The following is an 18,411-nucleotide window of genomic DNA, read 5'->3' as shown; positions in this document are numbered from 1 at the left end:
CGTTCATGTCCGGTTATTCACGTCCGGGTGATCGACACGCCGCCATCCACCAGCAGCGCGGTTCCGGTGGTGAAACTGGACGCGTCCGACGCCAGATAGAGCGCCGATTGCGCGATCTCCCGCGGGGTCGCGAGGCGTTTCAGGGCGTGAAGCCCCTGGACGAAAGCCAGCGCCTCCGGCGTGTTCGACACGGCCCGTCCCATCGGCGTATCGGTGCCGCCCGGCAGCAAGGCGTTGGCGCGGATGCCGTGCGGTCCATATTCCGCCGCGATCACCTGCGTCAAACCGATCAATCCGGCCTTGCTGGCGGCATAGGCAGCCATTCCGGGAAAGCCGACGGTGTGGCCGACGAAGGTCGAGGTGAAGATCAGCGATCCGCCGCCGCGGGAAAGCATCGCCGGAATCTGGTGCTTGGCGGCATGGAAGGCACTGGTCAGGTTGGTATCGATCACCTCGTGCCACATCTCCGCCGTCATATCGGGAAGCGGAACCTGCGCGCCGGTGGTGCCCGCATTGTTGAAAGCGACGTCCAGTCCGCCGAACCGGCGGATGGCGGTTTCGACCGCGGCGCGTGCGACGTCGGCATCCGCGACAGTGCCGGCCACGGCGACGGCATCGCCGCCATTGCTCTGAATCTCGTCTGCCAGCCGTTCCAGTTCGTCACACCGCCGGGCCACCAGAACGAGTTTTGCGCCGTGTTCCGCGAACAGCAGCGCCGCCTCGCGCCCGATCCCGGAACTGGCACCCGTGACGATTGCAATCTTTCCGTCCAGCTGTTTCATTGCCATTCTCCCATGCCATGAACGGCCCGAAAGTCGCGAAAACGGTCAGGCTCAGGCTATCCGATTCTTGCTTTCGAATTCGCAAGGCCGAAGCGGAAGGCGGCAGCATTGTTTTCCATAACCTAACTTATGTGTTTTTTGTTCGCCCATACGGGGTGTTCCCCTAAGCATGCCCCATAAGCATGCATGGCTGGATCGTTTTGGGGTGACCGGTTGCGGCATGGCGGATTGCGGATGCGTTGCCCATTTCCGGCGTCGCAACTTCGGATCCGGATGGATGATGCCGTCGAAAAACCAGCCCACCCCGCCCGATCAGCGCCAAGCGGTCCTGTCCCAGCGTCGAAATCTCAAGATGGCTGAGTCCGCTCACGCCTATGTGCGCGGCAGCACCGTGAAATTCTACGAATGGCTGGAGCAGTCCAGCGGCAGAATCCCCGACGGTCCGCCAGTCTGGATCTGCGGCGACTGCCATGTCGGCAACCTCGGGCCGGTCGCCAACGCCAAAGGTCGGATCGGCATCCAGATTCGCGACGTCGACCAGACGGTTGTCGGCAATCCCGCCCATGACCTGATCCGGCTGGGCCTGTCGCTCGCCACTGCGGCACGCGGTTCCGACCTGCCCGGCGTCACCACGGCGCTGATGCTGGAGCGGATGATCGAGGGCTACATGATGACCCTGGACGGCGAACTGGGCGGCGATGCGGTGCGGAAGAGACCCTCGGTCGTCCGCCTCGGCATGCGTCAGGCCATCGGCCGCACCTGGAAGCATCTGGCCATGGACCGCATCAAGGACATCCGGCCGACCATCCCGCTCGGCAAGCGTTTCTGGCCGCTGACCGACGAAGAACGCGCCGCCGTCGCAGAGCTGTTCGCCAGGGATCAGGTCCGCCGTCTGGTGACCGCCCTGCACTCCCGCGACGACAACGACAGGATCGAGCTTCTGGATGCGGCCTATTGGGTGAAGGGTTGCAGTTCGCTCGGCCGGCTGCGGATCGCGGTGCTTCTCGGCGTCGGCGAGGGTCATTACGACGAGGGCGGCCTCAGCCTGATCGACATCAAGGAGGCGGTTCAGGCCGCAGCACCGCGTGCCGCCAAGAACGGCATGCCGCGCGACAATGCGGAACGCGTGGTGACCGGCGCGCAGAATCTCTCGCCTTATCTTGGCGACCGGATGCGCCCTGCCCGCCTGCTCGACCGCGCCGTCTTCCTGCGCGAGCTTCTGCCGCAGGACATCAAGCTCGATTTCGATCATCTGACGAGGGAGGAAGCGACCCGCGTCGCCTTCTATCTGGCCGCTGTGGTCGGCAAGGCGCATGCCCGCCAGATGGACGAGGCGACGCGCAAGTCATGGCGTGGCGAATTGGCGCGCAACCGGACCAAGAGCCTGGATGCTCCATCCTGGCTGTGGTCCAGCATCGTCGACCTGATCGTCGGTCATGAAGCGGCCTATCTGGAGCATTGCCGCCGCTACGCCGAAAGGCCGGAGGCCTGATCGAGAAAGCCACGGGCCATCTCTAGGCAGGCGTCGCGGTCCGGCTGGAAATCCTCGGCGATCCACCAGGCCTCGACGCGCTTCAGCGTGCCGCCGACCAGCGGGCCGCGCGGAACGCCAAGCTCCAGCAGGTCGCGACCGGCAATCGGCAGCTTCAAGCCCGGCAGGTCGTCGGCCACCGACAGGGCCTTGCGCAACGCGCCCAAATCCAGCGGACCGTCATGAATGGCGGCGGCGATCAGCAGCAGGTCGCCGAACAGCTCCGCATCGCCGACGCGGTACAGCGCCTGACGCAGGGCCTTGCGGTTGTCGGCCGGCGACACCGCGACCGGCGGTTCGACCAGGGCCAGCAGGCGCTCCCGCTCGTGGTTGGACAGGCGCAGAGCATCGGCAGCCCTGAGCGCGCCCGGCCGGTCGCTGTCCAGCACCGCAGCCAACCGGCGGGTGGGGTCGGGCGTCACGCCAAGGTCGCGTTCCACCGCGATCAAGCGCTCCAGCCGGTCGGTGTCCATTGCCTCCGGCAGCAGATGGACCATGATCCCCTGCCCCATCATCAGCCGCCAGACCGACGCGGCGCAGGCTGCGGTCAGCAGGCGGAAAAGCTCGCCCCGCACCCGTTCGCCCGACAGGGTCGGCAGGCGCGGCGCCAGTTCGCGGCAAGCCGCCATCGCCTCGGCATCAGGCTCGCCGCGGCCGTAATGGGCGTGGAAGCGGAAGAAGCGCAGCAGGCGCAGCACATCCTCCTCAATCCGCCGACGGGCTTCGCCGACGAAGCGCACACGTCCGGCGGCAAGATCGGCCAGACCGCCGAACGGGTCGAACATTGCGCCGTCCGGCGTGCAACTCATCGCGTTCATGGTCAGGTCGCGGCGGGCGGCGTCCTCGATCCAGTCGTCGGTGAATTCGACACGGGCATGGCGGCCGAAAGTCTCCACATCGCGCCGCAGCGTGGTGATCTCATAGGGCTTGCCGCCGCACAGCGCGGTCACGGTACCATGGGTGATGCCGGTCGGGATGGCGCGGATCCCCGCCGCCTCCAGCAGCTCCATGACCCGTTCGGGCGGCGCATGGGTGGCGATGTCGATGTCCTTCACCGGCCGGCCGAGCCACGCATCGCGCACGCAGCCGCCGACGAATCGCGCGTCGGCACCGCCCGATGCCAGGGCATCGAACACTGCCAGGCTTTCGGGGGCGGTCATCCAGGGCTGGGGAGACAGGCGTGCGGCAACGGTCATGGCGCGCGACGCTATCCGATTCCCGATCCCCATTCCACCGCCGTCGGGTTCCGGGCCATCGGTTTTGGAGACGTCAGCCCGCCCCTTCCCCTGTTTCGCGGGCGGCGGCACCCAGCACGTCGCGCAGGTTCACCAGCATGCCGGCGGTCGCGCCCCAGATGTAACGCTGCGGATAGGGGAAGGCGTAGAACCAGCGCGGCTTGCCCAGAAACTCGCGGCTGTGGCGCTGCGGGTTCGACGGGTCGAGGATGAAGGACAGCGGCACCTCGAACACCTCGGCCACCTCGGTCGGGTCGGGCGTCAGGATGAAGGGTGGCGTCACCACCCCCACCACCGGCGTCACCCGGAATCCGGTGCGCGTGACATAGGTGTCCAGCCGGCCGACGATCTCGATCCGGCCGCGCTCCAGCCCGATCTCCTCCGCCGTTTCGCGCAGCGCGGTTTCCTCCGGAGTGCCGTCCTCCGGCTCCATCCGCCCCCCGGGGAAGCTGATCTGGCCGGCATGGGCGCTCAGCGTCGCGGTGCGCTGCGTGAAGATGACGGTGAGCTCCTCCGGCCGGTCGACCAGCGGAACCAGCACCGCCGCCTCGCGCAGCGTCGAGGGCGGCCCCATTTCCGGATTGAGGTCGTGGTCGCCGCGGATCTTGGCGGCGTGCTTCGGCGCCGTCCGGTTCGACCGGACGGAGCTCTCCACCGCTGCATCGGTGCTCATCGCCGGCAAGCGCCGGCGGACTTCCTCCAGGCTCAGTCGCCAGGCAGCCTGCCCAGCGTGAAGAAGACCTTGTTGCTCCATAGACCCACCTCGGACTCGCCGGTTTCGGTGCGGCGCGCCTCGCTGCGCTCCACCATGTCGTAGAACACGGGCCGCAGGATTCTCGCCTCAAGCCGGCTTCTGATTTCGATGTAGGGTGCCGGCTCCCCAGTTTCAGGGTTGACGGCGACGCGGATCGGATGTTCGGGACCGGCCTCCACCCAATGATCGAGGTTGGTACGGAAGGACAGGACCTGATCGGCTCCGCTGCCCGCCACAGTCATCTCCACCGCAACGAAAGGGGCGTCGTCCACGACGATCCGGCCGCGCTCGACAGGCGTGATCAGCCAGTAATCGCCGTCGTCGTCGCGCTTCAGGACGCTGGAGAACAGCTTCGCCAGTTCGATCCGGCGGATGGGATCGCCATTGTGGAACCAGGTGCCGTCGCGCGCAATGCGGATGTCGTACTGCTCCAGCGTCGGTGTCCGTCCCAGCGCCACCGGCAAGTCGGACGGCAGCACCGGCGGCGTCTCCGGAACGGTTTGCCCATCTGAGCGCTTGTCATTCGCCATCGCGTTACCGACCTTCATAGGATTGGGAGCCGTTTTGTCCCCGGACATGCGCATTTTCGCCACACTCGGCCGCTAGGTCCACTCCAATGGTCCTGGCGCCACCACCCGTCCGGCGGCACATCCGGCGGCGGGATTCGGAAAATGGGTGTCGACAAGGTGCCGGAACAGGGCCAACCATGCGGATCCCGTGTTTCGCGTCGCGGAATCCTGCGACCATGACACCGATCGGCCCACCATCGGGGAGCAGCAGACCTTGAGCGCACAGGACATCCTGAGGGGGCAGCCTCCCGTGCCGGACGACCCGCAACGGCTGATGGAAGAGATCGAGGCGCTGGGTGACCGCCTTGCCTCCGTCCGCGACCGCATCGGCCGCGTGATCTTCGGCCAGCAGGAGGTGATCGACCGCACGCTGGTCACGCTGCTGGCCGGCGGCCACGTCCTGCTGATCGGCGTTCCCGGCCTTGCCAAGACGCGGCTGGTGGAAACGCTGGGCACCGTGCTGGGCCTCGCCGAAAAGCGAATCCAGTGCACGCCCGACCTGATGCCTGCCGACATCCTGGGCTCCGAAGTGCTGGAGGAGGGCGACAACGGACGCCGGTCCTTCCGCTTCCTGCCCGGTCCGGTGTTCAGCCAGTTGCTGATGGCCGACGAGATCAACCGTGCCAGCCCGCGCACCCAATCGGCCCTGCTCCAGGCGATGCAGGAGCACCGGGTGTCGGTCGCCGGCCAGTACCACCCCTTGCCCCAGCCCTTCCACGTGCTGGCGACCCAGAATCCGCTGGAGCAGGAAGGCACCTATCCGCTGCCGGAAGCCCAGCTCGACCGCTTCCTGATGCAGATCGACGTCGATTATCCGGACCGCGAGGCGGAACGGCGGATGATGATCGCCACCACCGGGGCCACCGACGAACGGGCGGTGACGGTGCTGTCCGCTGCCGATCTGCAGGCGGCACAACGACTTGTCCGCCGCGTGCCGGTCGGCGAAGGGGTGGTGGACGGCATCCTCGACCTCGTCCGCCGCGGCCGCCCGGAAACGTCGGAGCTGATGGAGGTGCGCCAGCATGTCGCCTGGGGCCCCGGTCCGCGCGCCAGCCAGTCGCTGATGCTCGCCGCCCGCGCCCGTGCAGTGCTGGACGGCCGCCTGTCGCCGTCATTGGACGATGTCGTCGCGCTGGCCAAGCCGATCCTGAAGCACCGCATGGCGCTGAACTTCGCCGCGCGGGCCGATGGGGTGACGCTGGACGACGTCATCGACCGCCTCTGCGCGCCACTGGCCTGACCCCTCGAAGCGGAGCCGCAATGCCGCGAAGCTCAAACTCCCCGCAAAATGGCCAGCCGCCGGGTCAGCTGTCGAACACCCTGCTGGCGCGGCATCGCGCGGAGGAACTGGCATCCGCCCTGCCCCCGCTTCTGGTCGCGGCAGAGCGGGTGGCGGCGACCGTCGCCCAGGGGGTGCATGGCCGGCGGCGCGTCGGGCTGGGCGAGACCTTCTGGCAGTTCCGTCGCTACCAGCCGGGCGATGCGCCGTCGATGATCGACTGGCGCCAGTCGGCCAAGACCCAGCCGGTCTATGTCCGCGAGAATGAATGGGAGGCGGCGCAGAGCGTCTGGCTGTGGCGCGACCGCTCCGCCTCCATGGATTTCCGCTCTGTTAACGGGCTGCCGACCAAGCGGGAGCGGGCGGATCTGCTGACGCTCGCCACCGCCGTGCTGCTGGCCCGAGGCGGCGAGCGGGTCGCCCTGCTGAACAGCGGCGTGCGGCCCGACCACGGCAAGACCGCCATCGACCGCATCGCCCGGCTGATGACCGACCCGCGCACCGCTGCCGCACCCGATCCGCTGCCGCGGGTGGAGCCGCTGCCCCGCCATGCGCAGACGGTCCTGTTCGGCGACCTGCTGTCCCCCCTGCCGGAAATCCACGCCATTGTTGCCGGCCTCACCGGGCGGGGCCTGCGCGGCCATCTGGTCCAGATCCTCGATCCGGCCGAAGAAACGCTGCCCTATGACGGCCGTGTCGATTTCCACGGCCTGGAGGGCGAACAAAATCTGCTGGTCCCCCGTGTCGAGGCCGTCCGCGACGCCTACCGCGAGCGCCTGAAGGCGCAGCAGGACGGGCTGGCGGCGCTTGCCCGCACCGCCGGCTGGAGTTTCGCCGTTCATCGCACCGACCGTTCGCCGCAATCCGCGCTGCTCACCCTCTGGGGTGCGATGGCGATGGAGGCGGTGTGACGCGCCGGCCTACCCCTTCTCGCCCCTCCCCCTCGTGAAGACGCGCCAATGCTGGGTCTCGGACCGATCGCCTTCGCCGCCCCCTGGGTCTTGACCGCACTGGCTGCCCTGCCGGTCCTCTGGTGGCTGCTGCGCGTCACGCCGCCGGCCCCGCGTGCGATCCAGTTTCCTGCCATCCGCCTGCTGCGCGACCTGATCGCGCGGGAGGAGACGCCGGCCCGGACGCCGTGGTGGCTGCTGCTCCTGCGGCTGATCGTGGCGGCGCTGATCATCCTGGCCCTGGCCGGTCCATTGCTGAACCCGCGGGCGGCGCTGCCCGGCGGCGGGCCGTTGCTGCTGGTGGTCGACAATGGCTGGGCGGCCGGGCGCGACTGGCCGACCCGCAAGCGCACGATGGACGAACTGATCGCCCAGGCCGACCGCCAGCAGCGGCCGGTGATCCTGCTGCCCACCGCCCCGGCCGCCGACGGGCAACCGATCCATGCAAGCGCCGTCCTGCCGGCACCCGAAGCCCGCCGTCTGGCCCAGGCGATGGTTCCCCTGCCCTGGCCGACCGACCGTGCCGCAGCGCTGGAGGCCCTGAAGGCGGTGGCGACGCAGGCCAACGGGCGCGGCTCGATCCATGCGGTGTGGCTCAGCGACGGCGTTGGCGACCGCCAAGCCGCCGCTCTCGCCGCCGGATTGCAGCGGCTGGGCTCCGCCGATGTTCTCGACGATTCCGCCGAGCATCCCCCCCACCTGCTGCTGCCGCCCTCCAGCGAGGGCACGGCGCTGACCGCCCGCGTCGTCCGCGCCGATCCGTCGAAGCCGGAGCCGGTGACCGTCCGCCTCGCCGCCGCCGACGGCCGGCTGTTGACCCGCCAGACCGTGACCTTCGAGCCGGGCCAGAAGGTGCGGGAGGTGCGGCTGGACGTGCCGACCGAGCTGCGCAACGACGCCGCCAGTCTGCGGGTCGAAGGCGATACCACCGCCGGTGCCACCGTCCTGCTGGACGAGCGCTGGCGCCGCCGCCCCGTCGGTCTCGCGTCTGGCCGGGCGGAGGGGGAAAGCCAGCCGCTGCTCTCCGATCTCTATTATCTTGAACGCGCGCTGTCGCCCTACAACGAGGTGCGGCGCGGCGAGACGCTGGATCTGCTGAAGCGCGATCTGGCCGTGCTGATCCTGTCCGACATCGGCGCCTTGACTGGGACCGAGGTTCAGGACATCGAGGATTGGGTGAGGAAGGGCGGCGTGCTGGTCCGCTTCGCCGGCCCGCGTCTGGCCCAACATGCCGACACGCTGGTGCCGGAGCGGCTGCGCATCGGTGACCGCGCGCTTGGCGGCGCATTGTCTTGGTCGGAACCGGCAAAGCTCCAGCCCTTCCCGCCGAAATCCCCCTTCGAGGGGCTGGCCATCCCGCCCGATGTCCAGGTGAACCGGCAGGTGCTCGCCGAGCCAGCCCTGGATCTGGCGGACCGCACCTGGGCAAGGCTGGCCGACGGCACGCCGCTGGTCACCTCGCAGAAGCGCGGCGACGGCTGGATCGTGCTGGTCCACACCACCGCCAGCCCGGACTGGTCGAACCTGCCGCTGTCCGGCCTGTTCGTCGACATGCTGCGCCGGCTGGTCGCGCTCAGCGGCGGCGTGACGGGAACGGCGGCCACTGCCTCGCTCGATCCGGTCGAGGTGCTGGACGGCACCGGCCGGCTGGTTCCTCCGCCGCCCACCGCCTTCCCGATCCCCGGCAATGCTGCCGCCGATGTCATCGGACCGCGCCATCCGCCGGGATTCTACGGCACCGACGATGCCCGGCGCGCTCTGAACCTCTCCGCCGCCGTCACCGCCATCGACCCCTTGCCGCCGATGCCGGCCGGTATCGGCCGCGACGGCTATGGCGGCCGCGGCGAGGTTCCGCTGAAGCCGTCGCTGCTGGCGGCGGCCCTGGCCCTGCTGTCCATCGACCTGCTGATCGCGCTGGCCCTGCGTGGCCTGCTACGCCCGCCCAGCCTGCGGCGCGGAACCGGCGGGGCGGCGGCCGGCCTGCTGCTGGCGCTCGCCCTGTCTTCGGCACCGCAGCCTGCCCGCGCGCTCGATCAGGACAAGGCGGTCAAGGTGACGGCGGAGACTTACCTGGCCTATGTCCAGACCGGCGACAGCAGCGTCGACGATACCGCCCGCGCCGGGCTTGAGGGGCTGGTCAGCGTGCTCGGTCTGCGCACCGCCGTCGAAGCGGCCGGAGCGGTCGGCGTCGATCCCGAACAGGACGAGCTGGCTTTCTATCCCCTGCTCTACTGGCCGGTGTCGGATCGGCAGAAGACGCTGTCCGATCAGGCGCGCCAGCGGGTGAACGAGTATATGCGCAGCGGCGGCACCATCCTGTTCGACACACGCGATCAGGCCCCTGGTGGCGGCCCGGCCGTTCTGCAACGGCTGGTACAGGGCTTGGACATCCCGCCGCTGGCCCCGGTGCCGCAGGACCATGTGCTGCGCAAGTCCTTCTACCTGCTCACCGACTTCCCCGGACGCTATGCCGGCGGGCAGTTGTGGATCGAAGCGCGCGAAGGGCCGGCGAATGACGGCGTGTCCTCCGTCGTCATTGGCGGCAACGACTGGGCGTCGGCCTGGGCGGTCGGCCGCAACGGCCAGCCGATGTTCGCGGTCATCCCCGGCGGCGAACGTCAGCGCGAGATCGCCTATCGCTTCGGCGTCAACCTCGTGATGTATGCGCTGACCGGCAACTACAAGGCCGATCAGGTCCATGTGCCCGCCATCCTGGAAAGGCTCGGCCAGTGATGCCCGTCGATCTGCTCTCCGGACTTTCGGTGGCGCTGGCGCCCCTGCTGCCCTGGCCGGTGCTGGGCGCACTTTTCGGCTTCGCCTTGCTGGTGGTGCTGATCGCGGCAGCACGCCGGGCGCGCGGCACCTGGCTGCGCCTGCTGGCGGTGGCGGTGCTGGCCTTGGCGCTGATCAACCCCTCGCTGGTCCAGGAGAAGCGCGACCCGATCAAGGATGTCGCCGTCGTGGTGATCGACGATTCGCCGAGCCAGGCGATCGGCGACCGCCGTGCCCGCACCGAACGGGCGGCGGAGCAGCTGACCGAGCGGCTGAAGCGCTTCAACGACCTGGAGGTGCGCGTCGTCCGCAGCGCCGAGGGCGGCGAGACCGGCGGCACCATCAACGAGACCCATCTGTTCGATGCGCTGAACCGTGCGATGGCCGATGTGCCGCGCCGCCGCATGGCCGGCGCCGTCTTCATCACCGACGGTCAGGTGCATGACGTTCCGCAGGTGCCGGGCAAGCTGGCCGACATCGGCCCGATCCACACGCTGCTGACCGGCGACCGCGACGAGGGCGACCGACGCATCGCCATCGTGCAGGCGCCCAACTACGGCCTTGTCGGCAAGCCGGTCGAGTTGACCATCCGCGTCGACGACATGCCCGGCCGCCAGTCGGTCGACGCCGCGGTGACCCTGCGCCAGGACGGCGGCGCCCCCAGCACCATCCGGGTGCCGGTTGGCCGCGACGTCCGCGTCGATTTGCCGATCACCCATGGCGGCCAGAATGTCCTGGAACTGGAGGTCGAGCCGGCGAAGCAGGAGCTGACCCTAGCCAACAACCGCGCGGCGGTGGTGGTGAACGGCGTGCGCGACCGGCTGCGCGTGCTGCTGGTTTCCGGCGAGCCTCACGCCGGTGAGCGCACATGGCGCAACCTGCTGAAGGCCGATCCGGCGGTGGATCTGGTCCATTTCACCATCCTGCGCCCGCCGGAGAAGCAGGACGGCACGCCTATCCGTGAGCTGTCGCTGATCGCCTTCCCGATCCGCGAGCTGTTCGAGGTGAAGCTGGACGAGTTCGACCTGATCATCTTCGACCGCTACCGCCGCCGTGGCGTGCTGCCGCAGATGTATCTGGAGAATATCGCCGATTATGTCCGCAAGGGCGGTGCCCTGCTGGAAACTTCCGGACAGGGCTATGCCGGGCCGCTGTCTCTCTACCGCACCCCCCTGGGGTCGATCCTGCCGGCGGCTCCCAGTGGCCAGACGGTGGACAGCCCGTTCCTGCCGACCGTGACCAATGTCGGCCGCCGCCATCCGGTGACCGCCGGACTGCCAGGCGACCGGCTGGACGCAGCACCGAGCTGGGGCCGCTGGTTCCATCAGGTGGATGTGACGCCCAACAGCGGCACCGTGGTGATGCAGGGTGCCGGCAACCGCCCGCTTCTGGTGCTGGACCGCGTCGGCAAGGGCCGGGTGGCGCAGCTCGCCTCCGACCAGATCTGGCTGTGGAGCCGCGGCTTCGAAGGCGGCGGTCCGCAGGCCGAGCTTCTGCGCCGCCTCGCCCACTGGCTGATGAAGGAGCCGGAGCTGGAGGAGAACGACCTGCGCGCCCATGTGGACGGCAACCGCATCACGGTCGAACGCCGGTCCCTGACGCCCGACCCGCGCTCCGTCACCATCACCGATCCGTCCGACCAGACCAGCACGCTCCAGCTGGCCGACGACCGCACCGGCCGGGCCATCGCCACCGTGACCGCCGCAGCCCCCGGCATCTACCGCATTTCCGATGGGGAGCGGACGACGCTGGCAGTGGTGGGTGCCGTGAACACGCCGGAATTGGCCGATGTGCGGTCCACCGGCGACCGCATGCAGCCGGTGGCGGAGGCGACCGGCGGCGGCATCCATTGGCTGATCGACACCGACACCGGATCCAACCCCGGCATCGATGTGCGCCGCACCCAGCCCGACCGTAGCCAGACCGGATCCGGCTGGATCGGGCTGCGCGCAAACGGCGACTATACGGTGACCGGCGTGACAGATGTGCCGCTGCTGCCGGTGGGTGCAGTGCTGGCCCTGGTGCTGGGTGGGTTGCTGATGGCATGGCGCCGGGAGGGCCGCTGAGCAACCTCGCGGAGGGCCGATTGCCGCGAAAATTTTCTGAAAACAGCCTGTTGCGTTCGGCCGGGCTTCCGATTATGGTGCCGCTCCTTCCGGCGATACGAGAGATCGCCGCGCCGGTTGGGGCGTCGCCAAGCGGTAAGGCAGCGGTTTTTGGTACCGCCATTCCCAGGTTCGAATCCTGGCGCCCCAGCCAACTTTCACAATCTTTGAAACAGCAAACCTTCAACCCGCCCTTCGGCGGGTTTTCGCGTTTTTGGCGGCCGGTACAGTATCGACCCCTTGGTCACGCGGTACAAAACACAATGCGTTCTGTACCAGCGCATCAAGACCAGAGGCAGATGACTTGGGAGCACTTGCCTTTCGGGTGTCCCAAGCCATTCCTTCCTTAAAGAGCGGCGGCCAGTGAAGCCGAAGCCTGTTCGGATGCCAGGAACTGTGCGGAACGGCTGGTGGATGTCGTCAGCGGGGCGGCAGACCGTCCCTCACGATATCCGGATGTCACATAATGCGTCGCGGCGCCCAGTTCGCTGGTGCCGTACATCCACCGGAGGTCCGGGTAGCGCGCAAGATAGGCGGACGCATTGAAAGTCGTCGACCTGCCCTCTAGCCGCCCAGTGGTGGCGTAGTGCAATGCCGCAGCGTTCTTGTCCGTTCCGAACGCCTGGATAAGATCCGGATTCGCGGCGAGGTAGCTCATTGCGTTGAAGCTGGTGCTGCGACGTTCCAGACGGCCGGCATTTATGTAGTGCTGAGTGGCCGCTACGGTATTCGAACCGAATGCGGCGGCCAAATCTGGGTTCGCCGCAAGGTAGCCCGCGGCATCGAAGGTCGTCGACCGATGTTCGCGGATGCCGATGCTCAGGTAATGGCTCAGCACTGGCGCAGTGCTTCCACCAAACGCTGCGGCGAGATCGGGATTGGCCGCCAGATAAGACAGCGGATCCAACGCGGCAACGCTGGACGTGGCGATCGTTCTGTTGCTGAATCTAATGTATTCGACCCCAATCAGCTGGTCGTAACCGCTCGAATCGTAGACATAGACGGACCCGCCATAGCTGAAGGTGGTATTGGTATCGGTGCTTCCGCGGAATTCGACGGTATCGACGCCAGCACCACCGTCGATAACGTTGTTTCCGTAACCGCCATCCAGAAGATCGGATCCGCCGCCGCCCAGAATCGTATCGTTTCCGGTATACCCCCGAATCGTATCGTTGAAATCCGACCCGAACATCGTGTCCGAACCTGACAAGATCGAGGACCGTGCGCTGCTGCTATCGCCACTGGACAGCCACGCGAGGAAGGTGGTTGCGGGAACCGACAGGTTTTCGACGGTGTAGGTCGGCGTGCCGTTCGACAGCGAGCGGATGGCGGAGATCGTTCCGCCCACCACATTGGTGCCCGTCGAGTTGTAAGCGAAATTACCATAAAACTCGGTGACTGCACCGCCACCATAACTTGCCGAAATATAGGTGCTGTTTGCGCCGGTTATCTGCGCAAACCGAAGATCGGTGATATAGATACTGTCGGTGTTAACCCCGGTTGAACCACCCGCAATAAAGCGCGCCATAGGCCTTCCCCTGATTTTTGTTGCGTTCGTTTTCAGCTCGACGCGTGTTATTCGTATGACGCTTTTAAAATCGCTCAAGCTGAACGAAAACAGCCTCAGAGTAGCACAACCTCAGGGTATGAAAAACACGCAATTGCATTTTTCTGCAACGGCTTGCGGCAGAAAATTACGAACCGTGTTCTCTGACTGCCAATGATCAGGTGCCAAACGGCGAAGGGCAGTCGGATCGGCAGCCTTACTCTTGGAGCTCCGCGACCTCGTTCGCGGAAGGCTCGACCAGCATGACCAAGGTGAAAGCGGATCGGTCACCCGGACGCAGGGTCACCTGCTCCAACATCAGGGCGCCATCCAGCGGATGATTGAATCGGCGCAGGCCGCCTTCGCGCTCCAGAACACTCTGGTCCTCCCACAACCGGGCGAACAGCGGGCTGGCCTGCCGCAGTTCGTCGACCAATTGCCGAAGCGTCGGGTCGTCCGGGTGCCGGGCCGTTTCGGCACGAAACTCCGCCAGCAGCCGGCGGCCACGATTCTCCCAATCCTGGATGAAATCGCGGGCCGACGGGTCGAGGAAGACATAGCGCAGCAGATTGGTTTCGGTGCCAGCCAGCCAACCGGAAAAAAGCCGCTCCGCCCGGGGATTCCAGCCGACGGCGCTCCAGCAGCGGTCGAGGAGATAGGCTGGCGCGGTCATCGCCGTCAGCGCCGCAAGCAGCGACGGCGGGGGACTGTCCGCCTGCCCCGCTGCCGGCATGTCCGGGTCGCGCTTGCGGGTCAGTTCGAACAGATAGGCCCGTTCAGCCGGGGTCAGGTGCAGCGCATTCGACAGGCGCGCCAGTGCCGCGGGAGAAACCGAAACGTCGCGGCCCTGCTCCAGCCAGGTGTACCAGGTTGGACTGATGCCACAGAGCTGCGCCAGTTCCTCCCGCCTCAGGCCGGGCGTTCTCCGGCGGGTGGAACCGGTTCGAACACCGGCCTCTGCCGGAGCGATCCGTTCGCGGTGGCGCCGCAGAAAGGAGGCAAGCTGGCGGCGGCGGTCGGCCGTTGGATCGACGGGGACCTGACCGGTGGAAGCGGGTGTGCGGATCATCGTGGCAGTGCTTATACCAGGATAACCACCTGCCTTGTACCCGGTTACGAATGGCGCGACGCTCGCCACATCAGCCAGCCAACTGCAAGGAAGCCCTCCATGACCCGGAATCACCATGGCGTCGTCGCCGAGAATTACGGCCCGCGCGCCGATGCCTATGTGTCCAGTGCCGTCCATGCCGGCGGTGCCGACCTGGACCAGATCGAGCTGGTCCTGCGTGGCCGGTCGAGCGCACGGGTTTTGGATCTGGGCTGCGGCGGCGGTCATGTCAGCTACCGCGCCGCTCCCCATGTGGCGGAGGTCGTGGCCGTCGACCTGACGCCGGAGATGCTGGAGGTGGTCGCCCGCACCGCCGCGGAACGCGGCCTGTCCAACATCGCCACCCGGCAGGCGCCGGCCGAACGGCTGCCCTTCGAGGATGGCCGGTTCGACGTCGTGCTCTGCCGTTTCACCGCCCATCATTGGCGTGATTTCGAGGCCGGACTGCGGGAGGCGCGGCGGGTGCTGGCACCAAGCGGGATTGCGGTCTTCATCGACTGCATCGCACCGGCCGCCGCCGTGCTGGACACCCACCTGCAGGTGGTCGAGGTGCTGCGCGACCCCTCGCATGTCCGCAATTATACGGCGGCTGACTGGGTGTCGGCATTGGCACGGGCGGGCTTCGCTGTCCGGTCCCTGACGCCGCGTCGCCTGCGTATGGAGTTCCCGGTGTGGACCGCCCGCACCCGCACCCCGGACCTCCACGCCCAGGCCATCCGCTCGCTCCAGCGCAGTGCGGCGGCGGAGGTCCGCACCCATTTCGACATCACCGAAGACGGCAGCTTCCTGCTCGACACGCTGACGCTGGAGGCGGACCCGGTTTGACAGGCCGGTTCAGCAGGCCGCCGGAACAGTCGTCCGGCGGTCGGTCTCCCGCCTGTCGAGCGCACCGCTCGCCAGCGTCAGGACGAGACCGCCCAGAACGAACAGGCCACCGACCCACGGCGTGGCGCCGAGACCGAGTGGGGAGGAAACAACCTGCCCGCCGAAGAAGGCGCCAGCCGCGATTCCCAGGTTGAAGGCAGCGATGTTCAGCGCTGACGCCACATCGACCGCTTCCGGCGCATGACGCTGCGCCAATTGGACGACATAAAGCTGAAGGCCTGGGACATTGGCGAAGGCCAGCGCTCCCATGCCGGCCAGCGTGACCAGCGCCGGAACCTTGGCGTCTGCGGTGAAGGTGAAGACGATCAGAACCAGCGCCTGCAAGGCGAACAGCCAGGCCAGCGCCCGAACCGGCCGGCGGTTGGCAAGCCGGCCGCCGACGACATTGCCGACCGCGATGGCGGCACCGTACAGAACCAGGACGAGGCTGACGGTCGAGTTCGAAAACCCGGTGATCGTCTCAAGGATGGGCGCCAGGAAGGTGAAGGCGACGAAGGTGCCGCCATAACCGAGTGCGGTGATGGCGAAGGCCAGCAGAAGCCGCGGCTTCGCCAATACACCCAGTTGCGTGCCCAGACCGGCGGCCGGCGGTTGGCTGAGCCGTGCCGGCACCAACGCTGCGACACCCAGCCCGCCGATGACGCCAAGCGCCGACACCGCCAGGAAGGTGGCGCGCCAGCCGAAGGTCTGACCGATCCAGGTGCCCAGCGGCACGCCGGTGACGATGGCGATGGTTAGGCCGGAGAACATCATGGCGATGGCCGAGGCGCGCCGGTCCTCCGGCACCAGATCGGCGGCGATGGTCGAACCGACCGAGAAGAAGACGCCATGGGCGAAGGCGCTCAGCACCCGCGCCACCAGCAGCGTTTCGTAATTGGGGCTGATGCCGGCCAGCAGGTTGCCGGCGACGAACACGCCCATCAATCCGAGCAGCAACGGCTTGCGCGGAACCCGGCCGGTCAGCGCGGTCAGAATCGGCGCGCCGAATGTGACGCCCAGCGCATAGACGCTGACCACCATGCCGGCCAGCGGCAGGCTGACGTCCAGATCGCTCGCCACGGTTGGGAGCAGGCCGACAATCACAAACTCCGTCGTCCCGATCGCATAGGCGCTGATCGCCAGCGCCAGCAGTGCAAGTGGCATTTCCAAAGTCTCCATTCCAAGAAGGACTGTGCTGGGGAGACGATGTGCGCCATAAGGTCAGGAACGGGAATACCAGCCCAGTTCGCATGATTTTGTCATTCAAGGACAAGGTAAGGATGGAGATGCCGGAATGAGCGATCCGCGTGCCTGGGAAATGCGGGTTTTCCTGCGGGTTGCTGCCCAGGGCAGCTTCAGCGCCGCCGGGCGCGATGTCGGCATGACACCGTCGTCCACAGCGAAGCTGGTCGGTCGGCTGGAGGAACGGCTGGGTGTGCGGTTGGTCGAACGCTCCACCAGGAAACTGCGCCTGACCGCCGAGGGAGAACTGTATCGGGAACGGGCACAGGCGCTGCTGGGAGAGTTGGACGCGCTGGACGCGGAGATCGCCGGCGGCGCCCGCGCGCCGACCGGCCTGATCCGGGCCAACGCCTCGGTGCCGTTCGGTCAGCATTGCCTGCTGCCGCTGCTGCCTGAATTTCTACGTGACCATCCCGGCATCACGATGGACGTGACGATGACCGACGAGGTGGTAGACCTCTATGCAGCCCGTGTCGATGTCGCCTTCCGCGCCGGGCCCTTGAGCGATTCGGCGCTGCTGGCCCAGCGGCTGGGCGTCGTCCGGCGGAGAATCGTCGCCTCCCCCGCTTATCTGGACCGCAAAGGCGTTCCGATGACTGCCGCGGATCTGGAGGCCCATGACTGTCTGGGCTTCAATTTCCGTCGTGCCGCCGCGGTCTGGCCGCTGAAGTCCGGCGGACGGCTGGTGGACCGCGAGGTGCCGACCCGCATCCTGGCCAACAATGGCGAGACGGTTCGCCATATGGCGCTGCTGGGACTGGGGCTGGCGCGGCTGGCCGAATACCACGTCCGCGACGATTTGCGTGAGGGGCGGCTGGTCGCAGTGCTGGACGACACGCTGGTCGATACCGAGGAAATCCACGCCGTCTATACCGGTCGCGACCGTGCGCCACGCCGTGTCCGGGCCTTTCTGGACCATATGGCTCCGCGCCTGCGCGCGATGCTGGCAGGCTGACCTATCGGACGCCGAAAAAGAAATCGGCCGGATGACTGGCATCCGGCCGATGGAACTTACCGCTTCGGTGATTCGCGTCAGAACGGGATCTCGTCGTCGAGGTCCTCGTGACGGGGCGGAGCGCCACCGCCGCCACGGTTGCCGCCCGAAGAGCCGCCGCCGTAGTTGCCGCCACCACCGCTGCCGCCGCCATAGCCGCCGCTTCCGCCGCCACGCGATTCGTAGCCGCCACCGCCGCCGCCGAAGCTGCCGCCGCCACCCTCTTCACGGGCGCCGCCGGTGAAGTCGATTTCGGCCACGCGCACCGACAGGCCGGCGCCGCGGGTGCCGTCACGCTTCTCATACTCGCGCAGGGTCACTTCGCCCGAAACGACGACGCTCTTGCCCTTGGTCAGGTGCTGAGCGAGCGACTCGGCGCGGCGACCCCAGATCGAGCAATCGACCCATTGAGTCGTCTTGCGTTCGCCAAAGCCGACATCGTTGGCGACGCGGAAACCCAGCACCTTCTCGCCGCTCTGGGTCGTGCGCAATTCGCCGTCCGCGCCCAGGCGTCCCGTAAACGTCCAAACATTCATCGCTCGTTGCTCCTAAGCGCGAGTGTCCCAGCATCCATGCCGACCCGTCAGGATGCCCGGCGGAGGCACCCAGATGCCGAGGGTTCCCATTCGCAGGGCCGGCTGTTCAATGGCGACCATCCCCCCGGTCCCGCGCAACGAAGC

The 18,411-nt window shown here is 67.5% G+C and carries 15 protein-coding genes and 1 tRNA gene; 8 read left to right on the top strand and 8 right to left on the bottom strand.

The genetic code is table 11. The annotated features are described in order from the left end of the window. Positions 1 to 17: 17 nt before the first annotated feature. Complete coding sequence (locus tag GBZ48_RS04595) at positions 18 to 782, bottom strand: SDR family oxidoreductase (protein ID WP_174469927.1); 765 nt, start codon at positions 780 to 782, stop codon at positions 18 to 20. A gap of 277 nt (positions 783 to 1,059) precedes the next feature. Between GBZ48_RS04595 and GBZ48_RS04590 the strand changes: the two genes are divergently transcribed. Further along, on the top strand, positions 1,060 to 2,274 hold the full coding sequence (locus GBZ48_RS04590; protein ID WP_174469926.1) for a DUF2252 family protein: 1,215 nt from the start codon (positions 1,060 to 1,062) through the stop codon (positions 2,272 to 2,274). Here the strand turns inward: GBZ48_RS04590 and GBZ48_RS04585 are convergent. The 3 genes from GBZ48_RS04585 to GBZ48_RS04575 form a co-directional block, all read right to left on the bottom strand. Further along, the gene (locus GBZ48_RS04585) at positions 2,250 to 3,509 is read right to left on the bottom strand and encodes a CCA tRNA nucleotidyltransferase (RefSeq protein ID WP_174469925.1); all 1,260 of its coding nucleotides are present in this window, start codon (positions 3,507 to 3,509) and stop codon (positions 2,250 to 2,252) included. The two genes, GBZ48_RS04590 and GBZ48_RS04585, sit on opposite strands and share 25 nt — an antisense overlap. Positions 3,510 to 3,582: 73 nt before the next feature. After that, positions 3,583 to 4,221: a CoA pyrophosphatase gene (locus GBZ48_RS04580; protein WP_174469924.1), complete on the bottom strand. Its 639-nt coding sequence runs from the start codon at positions 4,219 to 4,221 to the stop codon at positions 3,583 to 3,585. Between the two features lie 32 nt (positions 4,222 to 4,253). Beyond that, positions 4,254 to 4,832, bottom strand: coding sequence for a DUF1285 domain-containing protein (locus GBZ48_RS04575; RefSeq protein ID WP_174469923.1), 579 nt, complete (start codon positions 4,830 to 4,832; stop codon positions 4,254 to 4,256). 313 nt (positions 4,833 to 5,145) lie between these two features. On the opposite strand from GBZ48_RS04575, the gene GBZ48_RS04570 reads away from it, so the two are divergent. The 5 genes from GBZ48_RS04570 (at position 5,146) to GBZ48_RS04550 (ending at position 12,131) form a co-directional block, all read left to right on the top strand. Further along, positions 5,146 to 6,111, top strand: a complete 966-nt coding sequence (locus tag GBZ48_RS04570; RefSeq protein ID WP_209798153.1) for an AAA family ATPase — start codon at positions 5,146 to 5,148, stop codon at positions 6,109 to 6,111. 20 nt (positions 6,112 to 6,131) lie between these two features. Continuing rightward, the gene (locus GBZ48_RS04565; RefSeq protein WP_174469922.1) at positions 6,132 to 7,061 is read left to right on the top strand and encodes a DUF58 domain-containing protein; all 930 of its coding nucleotides are present in this window, start codon (positions 6,132 to 6,134) and stop codon (positions 7,059 to 7,061) included. A gap of 48 nt (positions 7,062 to 7,109) precedes the next feature. Next, positions 7,110 to 9,833, top strand: a complete 2,724-nt coding sequence (locus GBZ48_RS04560) for a DUF4159 domain-containing protein (RefSeq protein ID WP_174469921.1) — start codon at positions 7,110 to 7,112, stop codon at positions 9,831 to 9,833. Beyond that, positions 9,833 to 11,938 (top strand): glutamine amidotransferase, encoded by a 2,106-nt coding sequence (locus GBZ48_RS04555; RefSeq protein WP_174469920.1) that lies wholly within the window; start codon positions 9,833 to 9,835, stop codon positions 11,936 to 11,938. Before GBZ48_RS04560 ends, GBZ48_RS04555 begins: the two co-directional genes overlap by 1 nt. Before the next feature lie 118 nt (positions 11,939 to 12,056). After that, positions 12,057 to 12,131, top strand: a tRNA-Gln gene (locus tag GBZ48_RS04550). A gap of 192 nt (positions 12,132 to 12,323) precedes the next feature. On the opposite strand, the gene GBZ48_RS04545 is transcribed toward GBZ48_RS04550, so the two are convergent. Both GBZ48_RS04545 and GBZ48_RS04540 read right to left on the bottom strand, forming a co-directional pair. Continuing rightward, positions 12,324 to 13,505, bottom strand: coding sequence for a hypothetical protein (locus GBZ48_RS04545; RefSeq protein ID WP_174469919.1), 1,182 nt, complete (start codon positions 13,503 to 13,505; stop codon positions 12,324 to 12,326). A gap of 235 nt (positions 13,506 to 13,740) precedes the next feature. Next, on the bottom strand, positions 13,741 to 14,709 hold the full coding sequence (locus tag GBZ48_RS04540; RefSeq protein ID WP_246306974.1) for a helix-turn-helix transcriptional regulator: 969 nt from the start codon (positions 14,707 to 14,709) through the stop codon (positions 13,741 to 13,743). On the opposite strand from GBZ48_RS04540, the gene GBZ48_RS04535 reads away from it, so the two are divergent. Then, positions 14,692 to 15,456 carry a class I SAM-dependent methyltransferase gene (locus GBZ48_RS04535; protein WP_174469918.1) on the top strand — a complete coding sequence of 255 codons (765 nt, stop codon included), beginning with the start codon at positions 14,692 to 14,694 and terminating at the stop codon, positions 15,454 to 15,456. The two genes, GBZ48_RS04540 and GBZ48_RS04535, sit on opposite strands and share 18 nt — an antisense overlap. A 9-nt stretch (positions 15,457 to 15,465) precedes the next feature. Here the strand turns inward: GBZ48_RS04535 and GBZ48_RS04530 are convergent, their stop codons facing one another. After that, entirely contained in the window at positions 15,466 to 16,659 is a 1,194-nt protein-coding gene (locus tag GBZ48_RS04530; protein ID WP_174469917.1) for an MFS transporter, read from the bottom strand. A gap of 130 nt (positions 16,660 to 16,789) precedes the next feature. Here GBZ48_RS04530 and GBZ48_RS04525 point away from each other — a divergent pair, with 130 nt between their 5' ends. After that, positions 16,790 to 17,692, top strand: coding sequence for a LysR family transcriptional regulator (locus GBZ48_RS04525; RefSeq protein ID WP_109050067.1), 903 nt, complete (start codon positions 16,790 to 16,792; stop codon positions 17,690 to 17,692). A gap of 77 nt (positions 17,693 to 17,769) precedes the next feature. Here the strand turns inward: GBZ48_RS04525 and GBZ48_RS04520 are convergent, their stop codons facing one another. Beyond that, positions 17,770 to 18,267 carry a single-stranded DNA-binding protein gene (locus GBZ48_RS04520; protein WP_174469916.1) on the bottom strand — a complete coding sequence of 166 codons (498 nt, stop codon included), beginning with the start codon at positions 18,265 to 18,267 and terminating at the stop codon, positions 17,770 to 17,772. Positions 18,268 to 18,411 lie beyond the last annotated feature (144 nt).

This window comes from Azospirillum melinis (assembly GCF_013340935.1).
Classification (GTDB): Bacteria; Pseudomonadota; Alphaproteobacteria; order Azospirillales; family Azospirillaceae; genus Azospirillum; species Azospirillum melinis.
The sequence above is the reverse complement of the archived record's forward strand: the minus strand, read 5'-3'. Positions and strand labels throughout refer to the sequence as shown.